A 23,426-nucleotide genomic window follows, 5' to 3' on the forward strand; every position below is an offset into this window, starting at 1 on the left:
CCCGGCTCGGGGCGTGCGGGGGCCACACGTCGGCCGGGCCCGCCGGGCCGCCGTCAGCGTTGGCGCCGCCCCGAGCACCGGTCGTAGGCTTCGGCGGCTGGGACTGTGGTGGCAGAGCACCACCGGTGACCTGTGGCTGGAAATCCGGTTCGACCGCGCCCGGCCGCCGACCGGTGACGAGGGCACCCTCACCCGCGTCGGCGGCGACCCCTTCGACAAGCGGCTGCGCCGTCTGGCCACCTCGTTCGCGGGCACGGCGGTGTCCGAACTCCGCGCTTCCTAGGGTTGACCACCGCACCAGTGGTGCTACTGCCCGAGTTCCGGACCGCCCTGGGTACGGGGCGCTGCTTTGCGGCACTTGGCGTGGGCTGCGCCCGGCCGGGTCACACCGTGCGGAAGGCCAGTACCACGTTGTGGCCGCCGAATCCGAAGGAGTTGTTGAGAGCGGCGATCCGGCCCTCGGGCAGAGCCCGCGGTCCACCGCGGACGATGTCCGCGTCCACCGCGGGATCCAGGGCGTCGATGTTGATGGTCGGAGGGGCAAGCCGGTCCCGCAGCGCGAGAATCGCGGCGACGGACTCGACACCGCCGGCCCCGCCCAGCAGATGCCCCGTCATGGACTTGGTCGCGGACACCGCGACATGGTCGACGTGGTCGCCGAAGACCGTGCGCAGCGCGAGGATCTCGGCGACGTCTCCCCTCGGTGTCGACGTCGCGTGCGCGTTGACGTGCACGATCTCGCACGGCTTCACGTCGTTGGTGTCCAGTAGGTGGGTCAGCGCGGCGGCGATGCCGCGGCCCGTCGGCTCGGGCTGCGTGATGTGGTGGCTGTCGGCGGACAGCCTCTGTCCGACCGCCTCCGCGTAGACCCGTACGCCGCGCCGGGCCGCGTGCTCGGCCGCTTCGAGCACGACGACCCCCGCGCCCTCGCCCATGACGAAGCCGTCCCGGTCGACGTCGTACGGACGGGAGGCCGCCGCCGGGTCGCCGTTGCGCTTGGACATCGCCATCATGTTGCCGAAGGCGGCCATGTTCAGCGCGCAGATGGCCGCCTCGGTGCCGCCCGCGAGGACGATGTCGGCCCGGCCGGTGCGGATCATCTCGACGCCGTAGCCGATGGACTCGGCGCCGGTGGCACAGGCGCTGACCGGTGTGTGCGCCCCGGCGCGGGCGTTGACGTCCCTTGCGACCGTGGCCGAGGGAGTGCTGGCCATCACCATCTGCATGGCATGCGGGGAGACGCCGCGGGGCCCCTGCTGTTTGAGCATCTCGTACTGGTCGAGCAGCGAGGTCATGCCGCCGATGGCGGAGGCGACGACCACGCCGAGCCGGTCCGGGGCCACCGCGGCGTCCGGACCGGCCCGGCCGGTGAACCCCGCGTCGGCCCACGCCTCGCGCGACGCGATGAGGGCGAACTGGGTCGCCCGGTCCAGGTTGCGGGTGTCGGACAGCACCTCCCTCGGCTCCACGGCGGCCTCGGCGGCGATGCGCACCTCCACGTCGGCGGTCCAGTCCTGCCGCAGGGGCCGGACACCGGAGCGGCCTGCCAGCAGGCCCTGCCAGGTCGCGGGGGCGTCACCGCCGAGTGGAGTGGTGGCGCCGAGGCCGGTGACGACCACGGTGCGCTCGATCGCCCTCACAGGAACTCCTCCACGTCCGGGTCGGTCAGGGGCCGGGCGGGAGCGCCCCGGAAGGTCAGGGCCACGTTGTGCCCGCCGAACCCGGCGGAGTTCTTCACCGCGATGTTCTGCTCGCCGTCCAGCTTGACCGGGCCGGTGCGCACCAGGTCGAGGGAGAGGCCCGTACCGAGGCGGGTGACATTGCGGGTCGACGGCACGATGCCGTGGTGCAGGGCGAGGACCGTGGCGATCGCCTCGATCGCGCCGGCCGCGCCGAGGCTGTGCCCGGTCATGGACTTGTTCGCCGTGACCGCGGGACCCCTGCCCGCGTCCCCGAAGACGGCCTGGATGCCGTGCGCCTCGGCCGCGTCGCCGGGAAGGGTGGATGTGCCGTTGGCGTTGAGGTGCGCCACGTTCCCGGGCAGGGTGCCCGCGTCGGCGAGCGCGGCGCGCACGGCCGTGGCTGTCCCGGCGCCGGTCGGGTCCGGCTGCACCATGTCGTACGCGTCGGAGGAGAAGCCCACACCGGCGAGTTCGGCGTAGACCCGAGCGCCACGCGCCCGGGCGTGCCCCTCCGATTCCAGGACGAGGATGCCCGACCCCTCACCGAGCACCATTCCGTCGCGCTCGGCATCGAACGGCCGGGAGGCCGATGCGGGGTCGTCCACTCGTTTCGACAGGGCGCGCATGGCACCGAAGGACGCCAGGACCAGGGGGTGCAGCGGTGCCTCGGTGCCCCCGGCGACCACGACGTCCGCCTCCGCACGGCGGATCAGCTCGGCCGCGACGGCCAGCGCCTGGGTGCCGGAGGAACAGGCGTTGACGGTGGCGTGCACTCCGGCGCGCGCGTCGACGAGCAGGGCGACGGCGGCGGCGGAGCCGTTGCCCATGGACATCGGTACGGTCAGCGGCGGGACCCGGTTCCACCCCCGGCTCTTCAGCGTCTCCCAGCCGTTGATGATCGCGTTCATGTCCCCCAGAGCGGCCGAGACGACCACGGCCACCCGTCCGGGGCGGATCGAGGCGGTGTCGAGGCCGGCATCGCTCCAGGCCTCGGCCGCGGCGGTCACGGCGAGCTGCGCGGCGCGGCTGAGCCGCCGGCGCTGCTTGTGCTCGAGCCCGGGTCCGGGTTCGACCTTGACGCGTCCGCCGATCACCGGCGGCATGTCCTTGGTCCACGGTTCGTCGTCCAGCAGGCGGATGCCGTTCTCACCGCGCACCATCGCCTCCCACGTGGTGGCGACGTCACCGCCGAGCGCGGTGGTCTCCCCCAGGCCGGTGACGACGACTTTCGTGCGGTCGTGCTGAGGAATGGTCCTCGACATGACGTTTCCTGTTCAGGTTGTGGGCGGAAAAGTGGGCGGACGGCCGGCTGTGCCGGTGGGGGTGCGCCAGGGGCCGTGCTTCCGGCGGGTGTCGGGGGTGCGGGCGGGCGCCCGTCAGGGCTGGTGCCGTGCCGTCTGCGCGAGTTGCTCGGCGAGCTTGCCGGAGTCCTTCTTGACCTGGCTGACGAGCACCTTCCTCAGCAGGGACTTCGGCATGATCCCGAAGAAGTCCCCGGGCTCCACGTCGAACGTCCACTGCACGCCGGTGGTGCCGTCCGCGCGCTCGGTGTAGTCGTAGGTGCCGGTGTAGCCGAACGGCCCGTCCACCACGTGGAACCTGGACCGGCGGCCCGGCTCGAACTCGGTGATCTCGACCGTGAAGGTCATCTTCTTGCCGATCAGCTGGAAGGTGATCTCATAACGGCAACCCGCGCGCGCCGCGCCGTCCAGCAGCCGCGTATCGGTGCAGGCGGACTGCCACTCGGGGTCCCGGGCCGGGTCCGACAGCCAGGCGAAGGCCTCCTTCGGGGCCACCGGAAGGTCGAATGCGTACTCAGCCCTGAGTGTCATCGCTGTGTGCTCCCATGTGTGGTGCGATCGCCTGTGCGGCGACGGCGGCGTGCGGCGGATACATGACGGAGTTGTGGTCGCCCGAGACGCCGACCACATGGAGTGACCCCTTGATCAGTGCCTCCCAGCCGAGCGCAGGGCCGTAGCCGACCGCCTCGTCCACCGCGCGGAGCAGCAGCAGGTCGAGGTCGCGCGGCTCGGGCAGGTAGGTCTGCAAGGCGATGCCGTTGGCGAGGTACGCCTCGAAGTAGCGCAGGATCTGCGCGCGGTCGGCGTCCTCGGCGAGGACGCCGATGGCGGCGGCGCGCCGCAGGATGTGGTCGAACGCGGCGTCCCCGCCCAGGGCACGCAGTTCCTCCGCGGGGATGTGGAGGGTCTTTCCGTAGGGCACCGCGAGGTCCCGTGCGAACCACGACAGGATCGTCGCGTCGTCCGCGGTGTCGGGGATGTTCTCCTCGATCGGGGCTCGGCTGTCGATGGCGGCGAGCAGTTCGATCTCTTCGCCGGCCGCCCGCAGTTGTCCGGCCACCTCGTACGCGATCACGCCGCCGAAGCACCACCCGCCCAGGGCGTAGGGACCGGACGGCTGGATGTGCCTGAGGTAGTCGATATAGCGGGCGGCCATGCTCTCCACGCTCACCTCGGCCTCGCCCACGTTCTCGATGCCGGGGGCCTCCACCGCAAGGACGGCCCGGCCCGCGGGCAGGTGGCGGGTCAGCTCGACGTAGCAGAACACGGTGCCGCCGAAGGGGTGGAACAGGAACAGCGGCCTGCTGCCCGGCTCCCCCTCGCGCAGGGTGACGATCGGCGCCCTGGGGGTCTCCTGGCCGCCGCGCCGGACGACGGTGGCGAGTTCGGCGATGGTGCCGCGGCGCAGCAGTTCGGAGATCCGGATCTCCACGTCCCACTCCTCGCGGACGGCGGCGCTGAGCCGCACGGCGAGCAGGGAGTGGCCGCCCAGGTCGAAGAAGTCGTCGTGGACGCCGACCTCGGGGATGCCGAGGAGGTCCGTCCACATCCGCGCCAGGGTGATCTCCGTGGCGTCGCGCGGCTTCTCGAACGTGGCGTCGGAGGTCGCGGTGGGTACCGGAAGGCGGGCCCGGTCCACCTTCTTGTTGGCCGTCAGGGGCAGCTCGTCCAAGAGGACGACGAGGGCCGGGACCATGTACGGGGGCAGGGAGAGGGCCGCCGCCGACTTCAGTTCGGTCGCCCCGAGTTCGGCTCCCGGTTCCGGGACCACGTACCCGACGAGCCGGTCGTCGCGTACCACGACGACGGCTGCGGACACCCCGTCCACCGCCTGGAGCACGGCTTCGACCTCGGCCGGCTCGATGCGGTACCCACGCAGTTTCACCTGGTTGTCCAGACGGCCGTGGTGCACGAGGCGTCCGTCGCTGGTCCAGCGCGCCCGGTCGCCCGTGCGGTACAGGCGCTCCCGCGGAGCGGCGGGGAGGCCCGTGACGAACCGCTCCGCCGTCAGCTCCGGCTGGTCCCAGTACCCGATGGCGAGACCGTCGCCGCCGATCCACAGCTCGCCGGTGAACCCGGGTTCGGCCCTCCGGCCCGCGGGATCCAGCACGTACACCTGCGTGTTGGCGAGGGGGCGGCCGATGTCGATGCCCCGGGCGGGGTCGACCGGGCCTGCGGTGGACCAGATGGTCGTCTCGGTCGGCCCGTACACGTTGTGCAGGCTCGCCACCCGGCCGGTGAGGAACTCGGCGAGGTCCAGCGGGAGTTCCTCGCCGCCGCACAGGACGTTCAGCCGCGGGCAGCCGTCCCAGCCCGCGTCCCGCAGCATGCGCCACGAGGTGGGGGTCGCCTGCATCCAGGTCGCGCCGGAGCCCTCGATCCGCGTGGCCAGGCGCAGGCCGTCGGCGGCGGTCTCGCTGTCGCACACGACGACCCGGCCGCCGGTCACCAGGGGCATGAACAGTTCGAGGCCGGCTATGTCGAAGGAGATGGTCGTCACCGCGAGCAGGCTGTCCGAGGCGGAGAAGCCGGTGCTCTCGCGCATCGACAGCAGCAGGTTGACCAGGGCGCTGTGCGGGATCGCCACGCCCTTGGGGCGGCCGGTGGAGCCGGATGTGTACAGGATGTATGCCAGGTCCGAAGGGGTCGGCCCCGGCGGGTCCGCCCTCTCGCCCCCCTGCGGCTGCCGTGCTGAAGTGGCGACGACACCGGCCGCCAGATCGTCCAGGTACAGCACGGCCGGCCCGACGAGGCGGCTCTCCTTCAGGCTCCGCTCGCCGAGCAGCAGCCGGGCCCGTGAGTCCTTGACCATGTAGGCGAGCCGCTCCACGGGCAGTCGGGGGTCCAGCGGGACGTAGGCCGCGTCGGCCTCCAGGACGCCGAGCAGGGCGGCCACGAGCGGCGCCCCGCGCTCGGCCAGCACCGCGACCCGGTCACCGGCGGCGATTCCGGCCGCGCGCAGGGCCGCCGCTGTCCGGTCGGTCTCCGCCAGGAGCCGGCGGTAGCTCCACTCCTCGCCCCCGGCGACGAGCGCGGTCGCCTCGGGGGTGCGCCGTGCCTGGTCCCGGAAGAGTTCCGGGAGCCTGGCCGGGGGCAGTGCGCGCACGGGCCCCGAGCCGCGGGCGGCGAGTCGCGCCAGCTGCCGCTCGTCGCCGCGGGGCAGCCGGTGCAGCGGTTCGTCGGGGTGACCGGCGAGGGTCTCCACCGTGGTCACGAAGGTGGCGGCCAGCTCCCGGGCCGTGCCCGGTTCGAAGATGTCGGTGTTGTAGCGCAGAACGCCCGCGTAGGCGCCCTCCCGCTCGCCTCCCATCTCGATCCACAGGTCCGTCTGCCCCTCCTGCTGCGGCAGCGGGTAGGGGCGCAGCGTGGCGCCCGCGACGCTCAGTTCGGTGTCCTGACCCTGACCCGGTCGCAGCAGGAAGAACGCGTCCATGTCCTTCAGGAACGGCAGCCTGTCCCAGGCGAACCCGGCCTGGTAGAGCGGTGTCCTACTCGGGTCGCGGAGCGGGGCGAGTTCCCGCACCAGCCAGGGGAAGGGGATTTCCTGCGCCCGCATCGCCTCGAGCGTCCTGGCTCGGGTGGAGGCGAGCAGCGCACGGTAGGTCGTGTCCTCGTCGACCTGGCCCCGTACGACGACGGTGTTGACGAAGTTCCCGATGGCGTCGCGGAACTGCCGCTGGACGCGTCCGGAGGTGGGGGTGCCGATGAGGATGTCCGACTGGCCGCTCAACCGGCTCAGCAGCACGAAGTAGGCGGACAGGAGGACCATGTACGGCGTCGCGGAGGCCTCGCGGGCCAGGTCGCGCACCGCTTCGGTCGCGGCGGTCGACAGCGCGAACGGCACCGAGCCCCCGTCGTAGGTCGGGGCAGGCGGCCGGGGCCGGTCGCCGTACAGGTGCAGAGCGGGTGGCGCGTCCGCGAGCCGTGCCGCCTCGTTGGCAGCCAGCGCCCGGGCCCTGTCGGTGGTCAGGAACGTCTGCTGCTGCTCGGCGTACGCCGCGAACGCGGTGCCGTCGAGGGTGAATCGGTGGGGTACGCCTTCGAGTCGGCTGCGCACCTCGGAGAGCAGCAGCGCCAACGACCAGAAGTCGGCCGCGATGTGGTGGACCACGGCGGCGAACACCCAGGTGCGCTCGGCGGTGCGGTAGAGGTGCAGGCGCCACAGCGGGGGCCGGGTCAGGTCGAACGGTCGCCTGGTGTCGGTCCTGACGCGGTCCCGCAGCGTCTCGGGGTCCAGGTCCCGCGCGTCGGTGTGCCGGATGTCGAGCGGCACGGCTTCCCCGATCCGTTGCGCCGCCCCGTCCTCGCCGGGCCCGAAGCAGACGCGCAGTGCGTCGTGCTCGCTCATCAGGTCGTCCAGGATCTCCCGTACGCGGGTGCCCAGTTGCGCCTCGGCGGTGACCTCGGCGGCGAAGACGATGTGGTAGGCGGAGCACTGCTCGTCGGTCTGGTGGATGAACCAGAGCCCGGCCTGCTGCGAGTTGACGAGGGGCCGGCCGGCCGCCGTGGGTGCGGTGGTTGTCGGTGTCCGGTTCGTCATCGTCGGCCGTCCCCGGTCGAAGGCACGGGCTCGGCGTTCATCAGTTCCCAGAGCGCCGCGGTCAGCGCGTCGACGGTCGGGTGGTCCCACAGCAGGTCCACGGGCAGATCGGTCAGTCCGCAGGCGTCCTCGACCTCCATGCCGACGGAGAGCGCGGCCATGGAGTCGAGGCCGTACGAGGTGAAGGGGTGGTCGGTGGAGAGTTCCTCGGCGGGTATGCCGGCCTCGGCAGCCACTGCCTTGGTCAGTACGTCCTTCACGTCGTCGAACGTCATGTCAGTGGTGTTCATCGCGGTGGTGGCCTTCCGGTGTTCCGATGGGCAGGGCGTCGTTCACGAGGCGGCGGGCGGCTGGTCGCCGGGGTGCGCCTCGTGCGCGCCCGGACGGGCCTGGCGCGTGGTGCGGATGGAGAAGAACTGGTGGTTCTCGCGCTGGGAGTTCATGCGGTCCACGAGCTGCCGGGCGGTGGCCGGGTCGAGGTCGCCGATCCGGTACTCGTGGACCTGTTCACGGGCCAGGGCGGCCTGGAGCCAGGCGCCGTCGGTGAAGAACTCCTCGTCGAGGTGGTCACGGTTGTGGAGCCAGATGCCGAGGGCGGACACCTTGGCGTGCAGGGCGCACAGTTCCTCCGCGAGCCGCAGCAGCCGGGGCGAGGTGGTCTTCGCGGAGGCCGACGGCGGGGCCGTCCGCGCCGGGGCGCGGCGCTCCTGGTGGAAGCGCTGGAACAGTGCGTCGAGCCGCTGCCGTAGGTCCCGGGATCCGGTGCGCAGCGCGGTGAGGCGCTCCTCGTCGCAGCCCCCGCCAGGGGTGAGTCGGGCGAGGCGGTCGATCAGCGACGGGAGGCTGGCGAAGGTCGCGTCCCTGCCGCGGCCGAACACGCTCACCCGGGCGGGCTGGAAGCGGGGCAGTTCGGCCCGCAGGTCGTACAGGCTGCTCCAGTCCTCGTCCCTGGGGCGTTCGTGGGACTTGGCGAGGGCGGCCAGTTGCAGGGTGATGCTGTCCAGGCACACCGGTTCGCTTCCGTCGAAGACCGACACGACGGCTCCGTCGCGCAGCATCTTCTGGAAGATTCCCGCGTGTTGCTGGGCCCGCAGGTAGTACCGGGCTCCCAGCGTGCGGGCCAGTGCCTTGCTGGTGAAGTCGACAAGGCGTGCCACTTGGACCTTGGAGACGTTGCCCCAGACGCTGAACTCCTCGGTGTACAGATGCAGTCCGCGCATCGCCACCAGGCTCTCGCACTCCGCGACCAGCAGGCTGAGGTAGGCGTTGGCGAGGGACTCGGCAACGTAGGGGATCTCGCTCGCCGGGCCGTCGTAGAGCGTCCGGTCGGCGAGGAACCCGGCCACCGTCCGCAGCATGGTGTCGCCCGTGCCGAGGGACAGGCCGGTGCACAGGGTGCGGGTGATCAGCAGGCCCCGCAGGGAGAGTTCGAGCCCTTCGCCCTCGGCGCCCAGTCGGGCGTCGGTCTCCACTCGGGCGTCGTCGAAGGCGACTCCGCTGATGTCACAGCCGCGCAGTCCGTACGTGGGGACGCGGGGCACACCGGTCACCTCCCCGGAGACGACCTGCGCTCTGTCCACGAGAAACATGGACTGCCTGCGTTTGGCCGGCACATCGTTCCCCGTGGTGCCGAGCAGCACCACGTGGGTCGAGGTCCGGCCCCGGTTGATGGGCCATTTCTCACCGGCGAGCACATACGAGCCGTTGTCCGGGGTGGCCGTGAAGTCGTTGGCGGCCAGGTCGGCGCCGTGGCCGGGTTCCGAGTAGGCGAGACAGGGGATGACCCCGCCGCGCAGCACCGTGTCCGCCCACCGCGCCCGCTGCTCGGCGTCGCCGCCGATCCAGGCCAGCATCATCCACACCTGGGTGCTCTCGCTCACCGCCACGTTCATGTCGCGGCGCGCGATCACGCGGGTGAGCATCAGCAGTTGCTCGGTGTTCCTGAGGTCACCGCCGAGCCAGTCGGGGACGAAGTACCGGTGGAAGCCGAAGGCCCGTATCCGCCCGATTCCCTCGGCGGGCAGTTCCTCGCGCTCGTCGAGCTCCAGAGCACGGGCATATGACATGGAGTTGGAATCCACTTCCGGATCGCCGAGCCACTCCTCCAGGGCCTCTGCCGCAGCGACGGCATCCATGGAAGTTGACGTTCCGTCCACCGGGTCGCGCATTTCTTTCACTAATTCGCGCATGGAGCACTTCCATTCCACACATGACAAAGTCGGATCACGCATGACGCGCCAACGGGCCGGCACCGTATACGCACGGCGGCAGCTCGTCATCGACAGACGTGAAAGGAGTTCAACCAGCCCAGGGCGGCGCACAGCGTGACGATGGACCGCGCCGCCGACTCAGGCAGGGACAGCGCCGCTACCGGATCGCGTACGCGACCACCGGGCGCCAGGAAAATGGAAAATGACAGAACAACGACCTCGGCGTCTGCCCTATCTACGGCGACTGCCGAACGGAATGTGAATCATCTGCACGCCCCCCGTGACGTACTTATTGGACTCGGCACAGATCAGCCGAAGCCCTCCCCCGTGAAAATTCCCCCGGACCAACCGGTGGCAGCCGCCGCCCGCTCCGGGGCGGATTTCGCGCTGCACCGAAACTCTAGCATTCGTCGGAGATCGAAAACCTAGAAGCCAGTCACCATTCTGTAACTGCCCTTACTGAACATTTGGCTCCGCCCGGACGGCTCCATTCATTCTTTCCCCGACTACGGTCTGACGGGCTGACCGGCTGACCGGCTGACGGGCCGACCGGCTGCCGGACTGCCGGACTGCCGGACTGCCGGGCCTCGCGGCCCTCTGCCCTCCGCACAGCAGCGCACGCATGCCCGGCCGGGGTGACCACGGCCGGGCATGCGTGCGCTGCTGTGCGCTGGTGGGTCAGGACGGCGCACCCACCGGCTCCGGCCGCACATCGCCCTCCTCGTCGAGGTCCGGCGGGATCGTCGAGAGCGCACTGGCGTGGAGGTCCTTGGTACGCAGCATGAGGAATCCGATCAGTGCCGCGACGAACCCGAGGAGCGCGCAGAGGGTCATGGCGCCGTGGAAGGCGGACATGAACGCGTCGCGGCCCGCGGCCTCCACCTGCTCCCGCAGTGCGCCCGTGTTCGCGGCGACGGCGTCGAAGGCCCCGGCGCTGATGCCGTGGGACGCCTCCTCGGCGGCACTGTCCCCCAACTGCTTGCCGACCGTGGAGGCAGCGAACTCGTCCGTCACGCGATTCTGGAAGAAGGCGCCCACACCCGCGATACCCACGGCGATGCCGACCTGCTGGAAGGTCTCGTTGATGCCGGAGGCGACACCCGACTTGGCAGGTTCCGCGACGCCGATGGCCAGCGCGGCCCGCGCCGGGTTGAAGGCCCCCATGCCGAAGCCGGCGACGACCAGGCTCGGGATGAGCACGGTCCACGCCGAGTCGGCCTCCGCCAGGTTCAGGAAGAGCAGGCCGATCGCCATCACGAGGGTCGAACCGCCGAGCAGCAGCCGGAAGGGGACCTTGCCGATGAGACCGCCGCCGATCGCTCCGGCCACGAACATCGCGGCCGTCAGCGGCAGGAACCGCAGACCCGCGTCCCAGGCGTCCATGCCCAGCATGTTCTGGAGGTAGCTGGTCTCGAAGAAGACCGATGGCAGGGCACCGGCGTTGCCGATCATGGCGACGAGGGAGATGCCGACGAAGGTGCGGTTGCGGAAGAACGACAGGTCTATCATGGCGCGCTCGCCCAGGCGTCGCTCGATGAGCAGGAACACCACCAGGAAGACGGCGCTGGCCGCGTACAGGCCGAGGGTGGCGGCGCTGGTCCAGCCCTCCTCGGGTGCCCTGATGGTGGCGAACACCAGGGCGCCCAGCGCGATACTGAAGGTGACCAGGCCCGCCCAATCGGTGGGATGGGCCCGCCGGTTGAGCGACTCACGCACGCGCAGCGCGCCGACCAGGACGGCTGCGATGCCGACCGGCACGTTGATGTAGAAGATCCAGCGCCAGGACAGCGAGTCGGTCAGCGAGCCGCCGATCAGCGGACCGGTGGCGACGGCGAGGCCGACCGCGGCACCGAACACGGTGAAGGCCGTCGCCCGCTCCTTGCCGTGGAACTCGTGGCTGAGCATGGCGGGACCGACCGCGAACATGATGGCCGCGCCCACGCCCTGCACGGCACGGTAGAGGCTCAGTGACGTCGCGTCGCCGGCCAGACCGCAGGCCAGCGAGGCGATGGTGAAGATGACGAAGCCCACCTGGAAGAGCCGTTTGCGGCCGAGCCGGTCGGCGAGGGAACCCGCTGCCACCAGGAAGATCGCGAGCGTGAGGGCATAGGCGTCGAACACCCATTGCAGGTCGGCGAAGCTGCTGTCCAGGGACTCGTGGATCTGCGGCAGCGCCACGGCGACCACGCTCAGGTCGAGCATCAGCATGAACGTGCCCAGCGCGACGATCCCCAGTGTCCACCACCTAGTGGGCGACGGTAAGCGTTCTGCGGGCATGGCGGGCATGGCAGGGCTCTCCTATCAACCAGGTTTCTAGATAATGGAAAACTAGATGATTGAGAAGCCCGGGGTCAACCTTTCTCGCGGGGCGGCGAGGCGCGCGGGCCGCGGCGGGCGCCGCGCATGTCGGCGGACGGCGCGCTTATCGGCGGACGGCCCGTATATCGGCGGACGCCATACACGCCGACAGCGAGCGGGCACAGGAAAAGGGCGGGCCCGAAGGACCCGCCCCGTACCGCAGTAGCCGCCGGTCAGTCGCTGCACACCGACGCCGGCCAGCGCCCCGCGAGGATCCGGTCGAGTGTCCCTCGGAGCACTCGGCGCTCGTCGTCGGCGAGCATGCCGAAGAAGGCCGACTCGACCTCGGTGGCCACAGCGTCCGCCTCCGCCAGTGCCGCACGGCCGGAGTCGGTGAGGATCAGGTTGTAGCGCCGCCGGTCGGCGGGGTTGCGCCTGCGCTCCACGTGCTGGTTGCGCTCCATAGCGTCGATGACCGTCACGACCGTCGTCGGGTCGAGGTTGAGCAGTCGGCTGAGGTCCTGCTGGGAGAGCTCGGGCCCACCGGCCAGGGAGGCCAGCACGAAGAAGTACCGGCTGCGCATGCCGACCGTACCCAGGGCCTTCTCCACATCCTCGACCAGCAGCAGCGCCGCCTTGTGGAGCAGGTACCCCGGACGCTCGGCGATCAGGAAGTCCTCGCGGGGCCGCTGAGGAGCCCCGCCCTGCCCGGCGTTGCCACTGCGCGCCATGAACCGACTCCCTTCGACCACCCGGACTTTCTACCGTCGAACATACCAATGCTTCGAAGTCCGGACGCGTCCGGTCCACGACGCGGCGACGGGGAGGCGGTGGTGGTCGAGGTCGCCGCGGAGGGCGGGCCTGGACCTGGACCCGCACCGGTACTTGGGCCAACATCGTTCCCGGCCACTACGCACCAAGGAGGAAGAAGCAATGCAGCGCATCGGCATCATCGGAGTGGGCGAGATCGGCCGGGCCATCGTGACGGGCCTGTGCGACGCGGGCGGCGAGTCGCCCCAGGTGTTCCTCTCACCCCGGGGAGCCCGCACGGCAGCGGAGCTGTCCGCTCGCTACGAGGGGGTGCGGGTGTGCGCGGACAACCAGGAAGTGGTCGACCGATCCGAGCTGGTGATCATCGCGGTACGCCGCGGCGACCTGCACGATGCGCTTGCCGACTTGCGGGTGGCCGACGACAGGCTGGTGGTCGACGTCATGGCCGGTGTCGGCATCGACGAGCTGCGCCGGGTACTCGCCACCGACGCCCCGGTGGTACGGGCCATCCCCCTGCCCACCGTACGAGAGCGCCGCTCCGTCACGGTGACGTGCCCGTCGCATCCGGTGGTGAACGCCTTCTTCGAGCACCTGGGCGGGGCGCTCCCGGTCGAGGACGAGGCGGCCTTCGACGTCTTCTCGGCCCTGACGGGAACGCTGACCACGCACTACGCCTACCTCGCCACCCTCGCCACATGGGCCGCGGACCACGGCATCCCCGCCGACGACGCGGACAGCTACGTACGCAGTCTCTTCGAGGGGGTCGGCCGCTCCCTGGGCGACGAGACGCGCTCCCTGCGACAGCTCACCGCCAATCACGAGACCCCTAAGGGAAACAACGAACGCATCCGCACCACGTGGTTCGACCCGGCCAACGCCGAAGCCCTCCGCAAGGCCCTCGACGGCCTCCTGGCCGATCTGGGGTAACGCGCGGTCCGGTGGACGCGGGTCCGGCCCGAACGATCGGCAACCCCCCACATCTTGGGATACTCCTCCGCCGCTCGCCCCGTCACTGTTGCGTCATGGGCCGCACCGGCGAAACGGCACGGTCCGACCGGCAAGGAAGCGTTTCGCCGAGCGGAGTGTCCCCGCGTGTGCGGGTCGGCTGTGGCCGAACCAGGGGAAGGTGACTTCAGATGTGCGCATCGTGGCATGAGTACAACATCGCGCCGGAACGCAGCGCCACCGACACCCGCGGCATCACCGCGGTGTCGCGGATCTCCAGCAGCATGGAGATCTGGTGGACCGGCATCAACCAATCGGTGGAAGGCGCCTACTGGTACGAGGGCGGGCAGTGGACGCGCCACCGGATCGCGCCCGACGGCAGCGCCTCCGTCAGCGGCGGCATGGCCGCGGTGTCGCGGATTCCCGGCAGCATGGAGCTGTGGTGGATCGGCGTCAACGGCTCTGTGGAGGGCGCCTACTGGTACGAGGGGGGCCAGTGGACCCGCTACCGCATCGCACCCGACGGCAGCGTGAACGGCGAAGGCAATCTCGCCGCTGTGTCACGCATCCCCGGCCACATGGAACTGTGGTGGATCGGCGCCAACGGGTCCGTGGAGGGCGCCCATTGGTACGAGGGAGGCCAGTGGACCCGCTACCGGATCGCACCCGACGGCAGCGCCGCCGTGCGGGGTGGGGTGGCCGCGGTGTCGCGCGTTCCCGGCAGCATGGAGCTGTGGTGGATCGGCGCGAACGGGTCCGTGGAGGGCGCCTACTGGTACGAGGGGGGCCAATGGACCCGCTACCAGATCGCCCGGGCCCGCAGCGCCTCGGTCAACGGCGGTGTGGCCGCGGTCTCGCGGGCGCCCGGCACCATGGAGATGTGGTGGATCGGCGACACCGGCAGCTCCGTCGGCTCGGTGGAGGGCGCGTACTGGTACGACGGCGGCCAGTGGACCCGCTACCGCATCGCACCGAACGCGGGCGCGTCCCCCGGTACCGGGATCGCCGCGGTGTCCCGGATCCCCGGCAGCATGGAGCTCTGGTGGGTCGGCCCCCAGCGCGAGGTGCGGGGCGCGTACTGGTACGAGGGCGGCATGTGGACCGCCTACCAGCACTCCGCTTTCGGCAGCGGCGCGGCCTACGGCGGTGTGGCCGCGGTGTCGCGGATTCCCGGCAGCTTGGAGACCTGGTGGATCGGCGGCGCCGGCGCGCCCAAGGGCCCGGGCTCCGTGCAGGGTGCCTATTGGTACGAGACCGGGGACGAAGCGGGCTGACACCCCGCACAGCATGGCAGCCACCCTCGACCCCGGCCTGCCACGGCACCGCCGTCGACTCCGCTACCGGGCAGGCGAGATGACGCCGGGAGAAGGCTCGGCGGCCGCCGCGGCCCGCTGGCGCACCACGCGGTAGCGGAGGTAGGCGACGTTCGAGCCGAAGGTGCGCGTCTCGGCGAGTTCGAGGTCCACGCGGCGCTCGCACCGGGGAAAGAACGGGGTGCCGCCGCCGACGAGTACCGGGTGGACCACGGCCCTGTACTCGTCGATGAGACCCGCCGCGGCCGCCTCGGCGGCGAGAGTCGCACCGCCGATCGCGATCTCGCCCTCCCCCGGCTCGGCCCGCAACCGCTCGATCTCCTCCACCAAACCGCCGGAGGCCAGGCGGGCATTGCCCTGCACCTCGGACAGCGTCGTGGAGAACACCACCTTGGGAAGTGGCTTCCAGAGCGCGGTCCACTCGCGCGTGGCGTCGTCGAGCGAGGGGTCCTGGTCGGCGGTCTCCCAGTACAGCATCGTCTCATACAGCCGTCGCCCCAGCAGATGGACACCGACCTGACGGATGTCGTCGATCCAGAAGCGGAAGACCTCATCGTCGGGCTCCGTCCAGTCGAAGGTGCCGTCCGGCCCGACGATGTAGCCGTCGAGTGAGACGCCCATCGAATAGGTCACGCTGCGCATCGGGGGTCCTCCTCGGTGACGGGTTCGCCAGTACGGCGGCCGGACGTTGCTGGGCTCGTCGCGGCTCACGGGGGCCGGTCCCCCCGTCCCCGGGCAGGATCCTCCTGGGAACGGTGCCGACCCTACCGATTGGCGGCCAGCACTGCCGCTAGACCCTCTTGCAGATCTTTGACGAAGTACTCGGGAACCTCCAGCGACGGGAAGTGACCCCCGACTTCGGGCGTCCTCCATCGCACGATCTGTCGATACCGCTCCTGCGCCCAGGGGCGCGGGCACTTCTCGACGTCGCGGGGATACATGCTGAGCGCTGACGGGACGTCGACACGGAGGTCGGGGTCCAGCGAGTTGTGGCTCTCGTAGTAGATGCGGGCAGCCGACGCGCCGGTCCGCGTCAGCCAGTACAGGGTGACGTCGTCGAGGACCCTGTCCATGGAGATCTTTTCGAACGGGCTGTCTTCGGTGTCCGACCACTCGGCGAACTTGTCGAGGATCCAGGCGAGGAGCCCGACCGGGGAGTCGACGAGCGCGTAGCCGATGGTCTGCGGCCGGGTCGCCTGCTGCTTCGCGTACGCCGCACGGTGGCGCCAGAAGTCGCGGGTTTCCTCGGCCCACTCGCGCTCGGCCGCCGTCAGCCCGTCCGTGGTCAGGCCGGGCGGCGCCTCCGCGAACGTCGTGTGGATGCCGAGGACGTGCGCCGGGAACCTGCCGCCGAGGACCGTGGTGATGTTGCCTCCCCAGTCGCCGCCGTGGGCTGCGAACTTGCTGTACCCGAGCCTCCCCATCAGCTCCACCCAGGCGGCGGCGATCCTTTCCGTTCCCCAGCCGGTGGTGGTCGGCTTGTCGCTGTAACCGAAGCCCGGGAGCGACGGGACCACGACGTGGAACGCCGGCGCGTCCGCATCCCCCGGATCCGCCAACTCGTCCACGACATCGATGAACCGGACGATGCTGTCAGGCCAGCCGTGCGTCAGGATCAGAGGAGTGGCGTCCGCCCGCGCTGATCGGCGGTGCAGGAAGTGGATCCCCAGATCATCGATGGTCGTGCGGAACTGACCGATCCGGTTGAGGCGCTCTTCGAACGACCGCCAGTTGTACGCGGTGCGCCAGTGGTTCACGACATCGACGAGGTCGGCGAGCGGCACACCCTGTTCCCACCGGCGAGGGTCGGGCGCGGGGCGATGGACCGTCTCGGCCTCCGGCAGCCGCGCCGCGGCCAGCCGCGCACGCAGATCCTCCAGGTCGGCGTCAGTTGCACGGGTTTCACATGCGTGCACGTCGTCGCTCGTCGGACGGGACATGAGACCTCCTGGCCGTCGCGGAACCGGCTCCAGCCTGTCGTGAACCGGCTTAGACGGTTCTAGCAGTTCCCCGAGGCGCGCCGCAACCGGCTAAGGTGGTTCCATGTGTGCCGCGTTTCCTGATTTCCGCCTCGGCAGCGTGCTGGCGACCAGCTTCACGGGGACCCTGTCGGAGCGTCACGGCACGGCCGTGGAGCGCATTCCCACGCCGCACCGGCTCGTCGACTGGCTGACGGTGAGCGGCCTGGCCGTGGACTCCTGCACCACGGCCCAGCTCGACCTCGCCAAGGAACTGAGGGAGTCGATCCACGCCGCCGCGACAGCGGCCGCGACCCAGGAAGCTCTCCCTGCGTCCGCTGTCCACGTCATCAATGAGCGCAGCGCGCACGGTCGCGCGGCGGCCATCCTGACGTCCGAGGGCAAGCGGCAGTGGCGGCTCGGCTCGGCTTCCCGCGTGGAGGACGCCCTCGGCGTGATCGCCGCCGACGCGATCAGCATCATCGCGGGCGAACGAGACGGAAAGTTGGCCTTGTGCGCCTCACCGACCTGCCGAGCAGCGTTCTTCGACACCAGCCAGAGCCGTACCCGCAAGTGGTGTGACATGAATACGTGCGGGAATCGCCAGAAGAAGGCGCGCTTCAACGCCAACCAGCGCAAGGGCTCGAGTTCAGCGGGGTGATGGTGCCTCGGCGGTCGGCCCTGGTCGGGCGTGTGCTGGGGCTGTTGCGCCTTCCGCAAGATCATCCAGCAGCGTGAAGCCACCGGTAGCGGGCCGCACGGCGGCGGGCCGTCTGTGACATGTCGGCAAGGACGCCGGCGCCCACGCCCGGGGTCTCGTTCCAGGCACGGATCTTCTCCGCGACCCGCATCAGACGTGGGTCGCCGGGGCGGACATGGAGGTAGAACAAGGCCTCGTAGGGGCGGCGGTCGTCCCCGCCCCACCGGACAATGCCCTCCGTGTCGGCGAGGATGTCCCGGATGATCAGTAACTGACCCGGGGTGAAGCCCTCCCGTACGCTCGGCGGGTAGGAGCCGGGCCGGATCGCCACGGCGGTGCCCGATGCCTGGTTGGACTCCGGAAGCCTGCTGTCACGGACGTCCGACGGAGATGTCCAGCCTCTGACCGGGTCGGGCTCACCGGGTCGGCCGAGGGCGTCGATGTCGTAGTGGAAGCGGCGGATCACATGCACCAGTACCGCTTCCGGGGCACCTGTGCGCACGGCGACGTACAGGCCGGTGCCAGGCACGGGGCAGGTCGCGAGGGACATTCCGGTGTCGATGGCCTTGTGCATCTCCCAGCCGTTGGCGGAAGGGCGGCCGGTGAGGACACGGCGCCGACGGGCGTGGAGGCTCCGCATGGCTGCGTCCGGCTGCGGGCCCGTGGACTTCGGTACGGCTGCGGTGGCCCGGGCGGGGGGAGCGAGCAGGGTGGCAGCAGTGGATCCGGCCAGGGCGGTGCCCACGGCGAGGCCCACTCCCTGAGCCATGAGTCTGCGACGGGGTATGACGGTACCGGTCATAGTGGTTTTCCCTCTCCTTGAGGTGACGTACTACGACGGCGCTGCCGCGTGCGGAGGATGACTGAAGCGCCGCCGACTGCGAGTGCGGCGAGGAGCAAGGCGGCCATGGACGGGTTGAGGTAGCCGGGGACGACGGCGTCGAAGCCGGGCGCGCCTTTCGGCATGTGACACGTGAACCGCAAAGGGATGTAGCCCCCGACATAGGCGTCCACCTGTTTCGCCCGCTCGAAGCCGCCGGCCTTCTCGCACTCCTCGAACTTGTACTGGTCATCGAGGGAGGTCAGCAGGATCTGGGCACATCCCCACAGATAGAGGGTCAGCGCCCCCGTGCAGAAGGAGATGGCTACATCACGGCAGACCGTGGCCGGTGTGTACGCGGTACGCCGACTTCGCGTGAACGAGGACAGCAGATAGACGCCCAGCCCGAACAGCGCGGCCGTGCCGCATATCAGGATGGCCAGAAGCGCCCCGGAGTCATGGCTCTCGAGCGTGGTCGACGCTGAACTGATCATGCCGGTCAGGCCTCTCGGATGACGCGGGCGTACTTCTCGAAGATCGCGTACAACGTCATCCGCTTCCGCGCGTGCCTTTCGGCCATCTCGCCGAATCCCTGGTAGCGGCGCAAAATCTCGAACTTCTCGTCGTCGGTGTAGTCCAGAGCAGGGCGTCGCATCTTCGTCTCTTCGTGGCCGCTCACGTCACCCTTCTTGCCGTCCGCGCACCACAGCTGCACCCATGCCACGGTGCGGACGTTGAAGGGGTTGTCGGAGCGCAACCTGTCCCACATGGTGAAAATGTCGGCATCCTTGGCAGTATCCCGGATCTCTCCCCGGGTGAGGCCCGATCGGATGGCGTTGTTCCAGGCGACGATGCCGGTGTGTCCGAATATCTTGCCGATACCGGTACTGCTGTCCCGGACTTTGTTGATCCCGGGGAGGTCCTTGGCCCAATCCGGGATGAACCCCTTGTGGTAGTACCACACGCCTGCGGCACCCATGTGATCCACGTTGTTGTAGTGACAGAATTCCCAGTACGCCGTCGTCTGGATCAGGGCCTTGCGCATGCGGAGCCTACGGGCCATGGACGTGATGGCCTCGTCCTGACGCAGGACCTCATCCAGGCATAACTGCCTGCTGTACATGAGCTTGTCCTTGTCGCTCTCCATGGCGGATTCCATGAAGCTGACCGCTTCCGCCCGGAGGCTCTCCAAGTAGCTCAGGTGGAACCCGATGTCGAGCCTCTCAGCCGGAGTGGGGAGGAAGTCACCCTGGCCGGTGTCGCGTCCGGAGGCGATGTTGTTGTCGATCTCGATGGCGCCACTTCCGGAGCCGATCGTCTTTGTGACGATCTGGTCGAAGGCCCAGTTCTCCGGCATCGCGTACCCCAGGTTTCCAGAGAAACCGGAGGACATGTTGGATACAAAACTAGCATCCGCGTATCCCCCACTGGCGACGCGGGAGCACACATTTCGGGGCCCGTAGATGCCGACCTCGAAGGGATTTCCCAACTGGTGCATCTTCTCCGAGATGCTCCGGAAGTACGGCAGGATGTGTGAGGTGACCTCATCGTTGACCGCGTCGTAGTCGACGGCGAAGTAGATCCTGGTCCCGGTCCTGAACCCGTGATCCTCAGCCTTGGCCGCAGCGTTCAGGCAGTCCACGACGCCCTGTCGGGGGCTGTAGTAGTCGACAGACCGTGCCCATGTCTGGTAGATCGGAAAGCAACGCAGACCGTACTCCTTGAGGGTCGCCAGCTCGCCCGGCTGGATCTCCTTCTCCGGCAAACTGGTGCCGGAGTTGTACAGGTAGCGGCCTATGTACTTGATGCCGGCGTCCTTCAGCGTCTGCGCACGAGCGGGAGTGATCTTCGTGACGCCGTCGCACGCCTCTCCCTTGCGGGACTGATCACCGTAGGACACGAGCAGGGAGGACCAGGTCTGGAAGTCGCCCTTCCCGGTGACAGGCAGTTTGAGAAAAGACTGCAATTCCTTGGCCGCATTGGCATGTGCGGATGTGAAAGCGGTCGAGAAGGACACGGAGCGCCTATTGAGCACCATGGCCGCGGAGAAGAGCTGCACCCAGACGCCGGAGGACCCGGTAGACAGTGTGTGGCTCTTCAACCCGTTCTGCGTTCCGGGCCCGAAGACCCCGTTGGCGACACCGTCAGCCATGCCCAGTTCGTACTGGATTGCCAACAGCATCGACTTGGCCACGTCACGTGAGTGGTGTCCGTCGCACGGGATTGCGTAGTAGTCCTTCCGCAGGAGATAGCGGCCGTTGAGCCACTGCTGTATGGAACGGACGGTCTCCGAGCCCTCGTTGACGGTGACGTAGGCGTCCATGTTGAACAGGCCCTTGACCACCTTCGGCCAGAGAGAACTGCCCGGGTAGACCTTGTCCACGCCCATGTTCTCGTGCAACTTCACCACCGCGGCCTTGACCCGGGAGTTGTACTTGCCGTCGATCTCACCACCGTCGTAGCCCTTGCAGTACAGCGCGGACTGGATGATCCGGCAGAAGATCGCCGATGGAATCGTGCTCTCGTCCAGCTTGCCGTACTTCTCCTGGAGCGCGGCCAAGGTGCCTGGGCCGAAGTTGTTGGAGAGGCTGTCGATACCCAACTCGTACTGGAGCGCGCGGGTAAGGGCATACATGACCGTCCAACTGGTCCGGCCGTCCTCCTCGAGCTTGGGAATGCCGAGCGTGGCACCGTCGCCGTAGGTGGTGTTGATGAACCTCTGGGCGCGACGTACCAACTCGTCAGCCATGGAACTCTCCTCGCAGGTCGATGCAGGGGCGACGGACCACGCCGTGCACGGGCAAGTGCGGCCACAGGTCACCGGCCGTCGAAGAGCCCGCTCCCTGTTCTCCTGACTGAGCATCATCCCCGGCCGACGACTGCGGCGATCCCCTGTGCACCTGATGACTCTATGCGTGACATCAACCTTTGCGACTGTGCATTACGAAGATCACGTAGGACTGGCTCGAAAGTCGCACCGAGAGTGGAACGGCTTGCTTATGAGAATGTGACTGCCCGGTGCTGCGTGGCGTTCGCACGGGTACCTGGAAACGGAATCGTGCACAACTAGTCCTGGGCCGCAGTGGTTTGGCTGGTCTGCGATGGTCAGCCAGCCACTCCGCAGCCGGGGCGGGAGCAACCGTCGGGATCGAGCGCGCGTGCCGGGCGACCAGATCGACCACCAAGCCCGGGCTGGGGGTCGAACGGACCTCACCAGGCACGTTATCCAGCCATTGTCAGCAGGGCGGAGTCCCCCACTCCCACCTCCGCTTCCAGGCATGCACGCAATCTCGACCTGTACATTTGCTCCTCATATCCCGGGAGCAAATCATTCCGATCCCGGTGAGACTCTGAAGCCATCCATGCCCAACCTTTTCCATGAGCAGTCACAAAGAGCTGGACCGTGCTTAGAGTCATCCGGTGACCGCGCCCTGAAGCCACCGACGGAGTCCTGTCCCTCGGTCAGATCAGGACCTGCTCCGTCCACGCCGTCCGGCCGGGCTCCACACCACGGGCCACGTCCCGCTCCGTCGGGGCTCCCTGCCCACCCATCACTTGCGGAGGATCACCGTGCGCATACGCACTCGCATAGCCGTGTCCACTTCGGCCCTCGGTCTCACTCTGAGCGGTGTTGCCACAGCACCCGCCTACGGCGACGACACCGTCCCCGATGTTCCCAGTGCCGTCACCGGGACCCTCAGCCCGGAGGAAGAGGAGGAAGTACACCGCGAGTTGGACGACGCTCCCAAGGTGGACATGTGGCTCAACGGCCAGAAGGTGGACCCTTCCTCGGAAGACCTCCATGGCGCGGAGGTCTGCGCCGAAGTCTCGGAGGACGGCACCATGGAATGCTTCGACACCCCGGAGGCGTCCAACACGTACCTGGCACGGCACGCCCCTACGGAAGCGTCGAGACGGGGAGCTGCCGAAGCTGCGACCGCCCGTCGCTATCAGGACTGCCCCAGCGACTGGGTGTGCCTGTGGCAGCACGCCGATTACAAGGGGCGACGTCTTCAGTGGCCCACCTACCCGTCGGCGAAGACCCGCCACCTCGACCAGTACAGTCCCAGTTTCCGGGACAAGGCCTCGTCGGCCTACGTCAATCGCATGCAGCGCGGTGTGACGCTCTACGACTTCCGTACCGCCAGGCCGGATCCGAAGCTCATCCTCGCCTCCGGGCGCACTCTGTGGTCGAACTTCAAGAACTACGATTACGCCTACGGCGGCAACTGGAACGACAAGGCCGACGCCATCAAGTTCTGACCTCGCTCGCTCCGTGCCTCGGGCGCGGGGGTGGGGCGTATCCCGGCAAGGAGATGTGGCAGATGCGTACACAGTTCACCCGCCCTGTGACCGCGGCACTCGGCGCGTTTCTCGCCGTCGGCCTCGCCGTCGGTTGCTCATGGACGGAGAGCGAACCCGACGCCACATCCGTCGTGCCGTCGGCCTTACCCGACGACACGGACAAGTCCCAGTCGAAGAGGAACGCGGAACGGTTCCGCTCGTGGGTCGACGCCCATGGAACGAAGAGCCAGCGGGCGGCGGCGGCCCGTGTCGAGCGGGTCATCCGCGAAGGGGACGGCGGGTCCGGCAAGACGTACATCGCCACCGACATCAATGGTGGGCCCACTCCGGTGGAGGACGGCATGGCAACGGCCGACGACCTTGCCGCGGCCTTCGGCAAGTGGAAGGCATCCGAGGAGGGGGTCGTCTCGGTGTACGACGTCAACGGGAACGTCCTAGTCGCCAAGCGCGCCTGACGACGAAACCCGTACCGAGCCCGGGAGCGCTCGGCAGGCCTCCGGGCCCGTTCGGCTCGGGCCGTCGGGGGACAGTGCACCCCGCGTCGCAGAACGTCCGCACGAAGTGCCGCCGACCGTCAGTGGGG

19 protein-coding genes are annotated in these 23,426 nt (G+C 69.2%); 6 read left to right on the top strand and 13 right to left on the bottom strand.

Translation table 11 applies throughout. The features are described from left to right. Nucleotides 1–13: 13 nt before the first annotated feature. Nucleotides 14–283 carry a hypothetical protein gene (locus tag ACH4DX_RS14630; RefSeq protein ID WP_398155310.1) on the top strand — a complete coding sequence of 90 codons (270 nt, stop codon included), beginning with the start codon at nucleotides 14–16 and terminating at the stop codon, nucleotides 281–283. 100 nt (nucleotides 284–383) lie between these two features. On the opposite strand, the gene ACH4DX_RS14635 is transcribed toward ACH4DX_RS14630, so the two are convergent. The 8 genes from ACH4DX_RS14635 to ACH4DX_RS14670 all read right to left on the bottom strand — a co-directional run bounded on the left by ACH4DX_RS14635 (nucleotide 384) and on the right by ACH4DX_RS14670 (nucleotide 12,762). Continuing rightward, on the bottom strand, nucleotides 384–1,640 hold the full coding sequence (locus ACH4DX_RS14635) for a beta-ketoacyl-[acyl-carrier-protein] synthase family protein (RefSeq protein ID WP_398155311.1): 1,257 nt from the start codon (nucleotides 1,638–1,640) through the stop codon (nucleotides 384–386). After that, on the bottom strand, nucleotides 1,637–2,944 hold the full coding sequence (locus tag ACH4DX_RS14640; protein ID WP_398155312.1) for a beta-ketoacyl-[acyl-carrier-protein] synthase family protein: 1,308 nt from the start codon (nucleotides 2,942–2,944) through the stop codon (nucleotides 1,637–1,639). Before ACH4DX_RS14640 ends, ACH4DX_RS14635 begins: the two co-directional genes overlap by 4 nt. Nucleotides 2,945–3,058: 114 nt before the next feature. Continuing rightward, complete coding sequence (locus ACH4DX_RS14645; protein WP_398122469.1) at nucleotides 3,059–3,514, bottom strand: SRPBCC family protein; 456 nt, start codon at nucleotides 3,512–3,514, stop codon at nucleotides 3,059–3,061. Continuing rightward, entirely contained in the window at nucleotides 3,498–7,523 is a 4,026-nt protein-coding gene (locus tag ACH4DX_RS14650) for an amino acid adenylation domain-containing protein (protein ID WP_398155313.1), read from the bottom strand. Before ACH4DX_RS14650 ends, ACH4DX_RS14645 begins: the two co-directional genes overlap by 17 nt. After that, nucleotides 7,520–7,813, bottom strand: coding sequence for an acyl carrier protein (locus tag ACH4DX_RS14655; protein ID WP_398155314.1), 294 nt, complete (start codon nucleotides 7,811–7,813; stop codon nucleotides 7,520–7,522). The genes ACH4DX_RS14650 and ACH4DX_RS14655 overlap by 4 nt, the downstream gene beginning before the upstream one ends. Before the next feature lie 42 nt (nucleotides 7,814–7,855). Beyond that, nucleotides 7,856–9,658, bottom strand: a complete 1,803-nt coding sequence (locus tag ACH4DX_RS14660; protein WP_398155315.1) for an acyl-CoA dehydrogenase — start codon at nucleotides 9,656–9,658, stop codon at nucleotides 7,856–7,858. Between the two features lie 753 nt (nucleotides 9,659–10,411). Next, complete coding sequence (locus ACH4DX_RS14665) at nucleotides 10,412–12,010, bottom strand: MFS transporter (protein WP_398155316.1); 1,599 nt, start codon at nucleotides 12,008–12,010, stop codon at nucleotides 10,412–10,414. A 254-nt stretch (nucleotides 12,011–12,264) separates the two neighbouring features. Beyond that, entirely contained in the window at nucleotides 12,265–12,762 is a 498-nt protein-coding gene (locus ACH4DX_RS14670) for a MarR family winged helix-turn-helix transcriptional regulator (RefSeq protein WP_398155317.1), read from the bottom strand. Between the two features lie 202 nt (nucleotides 12,763–12,964). Between ACH4DX_RS14670 and ACH4DX_RS14675 the strand changes: the two genes are divergently transcribed. Together ACH4DX_RS14675 and ACH4DX_RS14680 are read left to right on the top strand one after the other, a co-directional pair. Beyond that, the gene (locus ACH4DX_RS14675) at nucleotides 12,965–13,729 is read left to right on the top strand and encodes an NAD(P)-binding domain-containing protein (RefSeq protein ID WP_398122475.1); all 765 of its coding nucleotides are present in this window, start codon (nucleotides 12,965–12,967) and stop codon (nucleotides 13,727–13,729) included. A 209-nt stretch (nucleotides 13,730–13,938) separates the two neighbouring features. Beyond that, on the top strand, nucleotides 13,939–15,021 hold the full coding sequence (locus ACH4DX_RS14680) for a hypothetical protein (protein WP_398155318.1): 1,083 nt from the start codon (nucleotides 13,939–13,941) through the stop codon (nucleotides 15,019–15,021). A 63-nt stretch (nucleotides 15,022–15,084) separates the two neighbouring features. On the opposite strand, the gene ACH4DX_RS14685 is transcribed toward ACH4DX_RS14680, so the two are convergent. Then, nucleotides 15,085–15,702, bottom strand: a complete 618-nt coding sequence (locus ACH4DX_RS14685; protein WP_398155319.1) for a dihydrofolate reductase family protein — start codon at nucleotides 15,700–15,702, stop codon at nucleotides 15,085–15,087. Between the two features lie 122 nt (nucleotides 15,703–15,824). Next, nucleotides 15,825–17,000: an epoxide hydrolase family protein gene (locus ACH4DX_RS14690; RefSeq protein ID WP_398155320.1), complete on the bottom strand. Its 1,176-nt coding sequence runs from the start codon at nucleotides 16,998–17,000 to the stop codon at nucleotides 15,825–15,827. A gap of 103 nt (nucleotides 17,001–17,103) precedes the next feature. Here ACH4DX_RS14690 and ACH4DX_RS14695 point away from each other — a divergent pair, with 103 nt between their 5' ends. After that, nucleotides 17,104–17,679: a CGNR zinc finger domain-containing protein gene (locus ACH4DX_RS14695; RefSeq protein WP_398122479.1), complete on the top strand. Its 576-nt coding sequence runs from the start codon at nucleotides 17,104–17,106 to the stop codon at nucleotides 17,677–17,679. A 61-nt stretch (nucleotides 17,680–17,740) separates the two neighbouring features. Here ACH4DX_RS14695 and ACH4DX_RS14700 read toward each other — a convergent pair whose 3' ends face one another. The 3 genes from ACH4DX_RS14700 to ACH4DX_RS14710 are packed head-to-tail and all read right to left on the bottom strand — an operon-like array spanning nucleotide 17,741 to nucleotide 21,287. Continuing rightward, nucleotides 17,741–18,520, bottom strand: a complete 780-nt coding sequence (locus ACH4DX_RS14700; RefSeq protein WP_398155321.1) for a hypothetical protein — start codon at nucleotides 18,518–18,520, stop codon at nucleotides 17,741–17,743. Then, nucleotides 18,517–19,032, bottom strand: coding sequence for a hypothetical protein (locus tag ACH4DX_RS14705; RefSeq protein WP_398155322.1), 516 nt, complete (start codon nucleotides 19,030–19,032; stop codon nucleotides 18,517–18,519). Before ACH4DX_RS14705 ends, ACH4DX_RS14700 begins: the two co-directional genes overlap by 4 nt. Nucleotides 19,033–19,037: 5 nt before the next feature. Further along, nucleotides 19,038–21,287 (bottom strand): glycoside hydrolase domain-containing protein, encoded by a 2,250-nt coding sequence (locus ACH4DX_RS14710; RefSeq protein WP_398155323.1) that lies wholly within the window; start codon nucleotides 21,285–21,287, stop codon nucleotides 19,038–19,040. 821 nt (nucleotides 21,288–22,108) lie between these two features. Here ACH4DX_RS14710 and ACH4DX_RS14715 point away from each other — a divergent pair. Both ACH4DX_RS14715 and ACH4DX_RS14720 read left to right on the top strand, forming a co-directional pair. Further along, complete coding sequence (locus ACH4DX_RS14715) at nucleotides 22,109–22,801, top strand: peptidase inhibitor family I36 protein (RefSeq protein WP_398122483.1); 693 nt, start codon at nucleotides 22,109–22,111, stop codon at nucleotides 22,799–22,801. Between the two features lie 62 nt (nucleotides 22,802–22,863). Beyond that, the gene (locus ACH4DX_RS14720; protein ID WP_398155324.1) at nucleotides 22,864–23,298 is read left to right on the top strand and encodes a hypothetical protein; all 435 of its coding nucleotides are present in this window, start codon (nucleotides 22,864–22,866) and stop codon (nucleotides 23,296–23,298) included. Nucleotides 23,299–23,426 lie beyond the last annotated feature (128 nt).

The organism is Streptomyces sp. NPDC017940 (assembly GCF_044328435.1).
Lineage (GTDB): Bacteria > Actinomycetota > Actinomycetes > Streptomycetales > Streptomycetaceae > Streptomyces.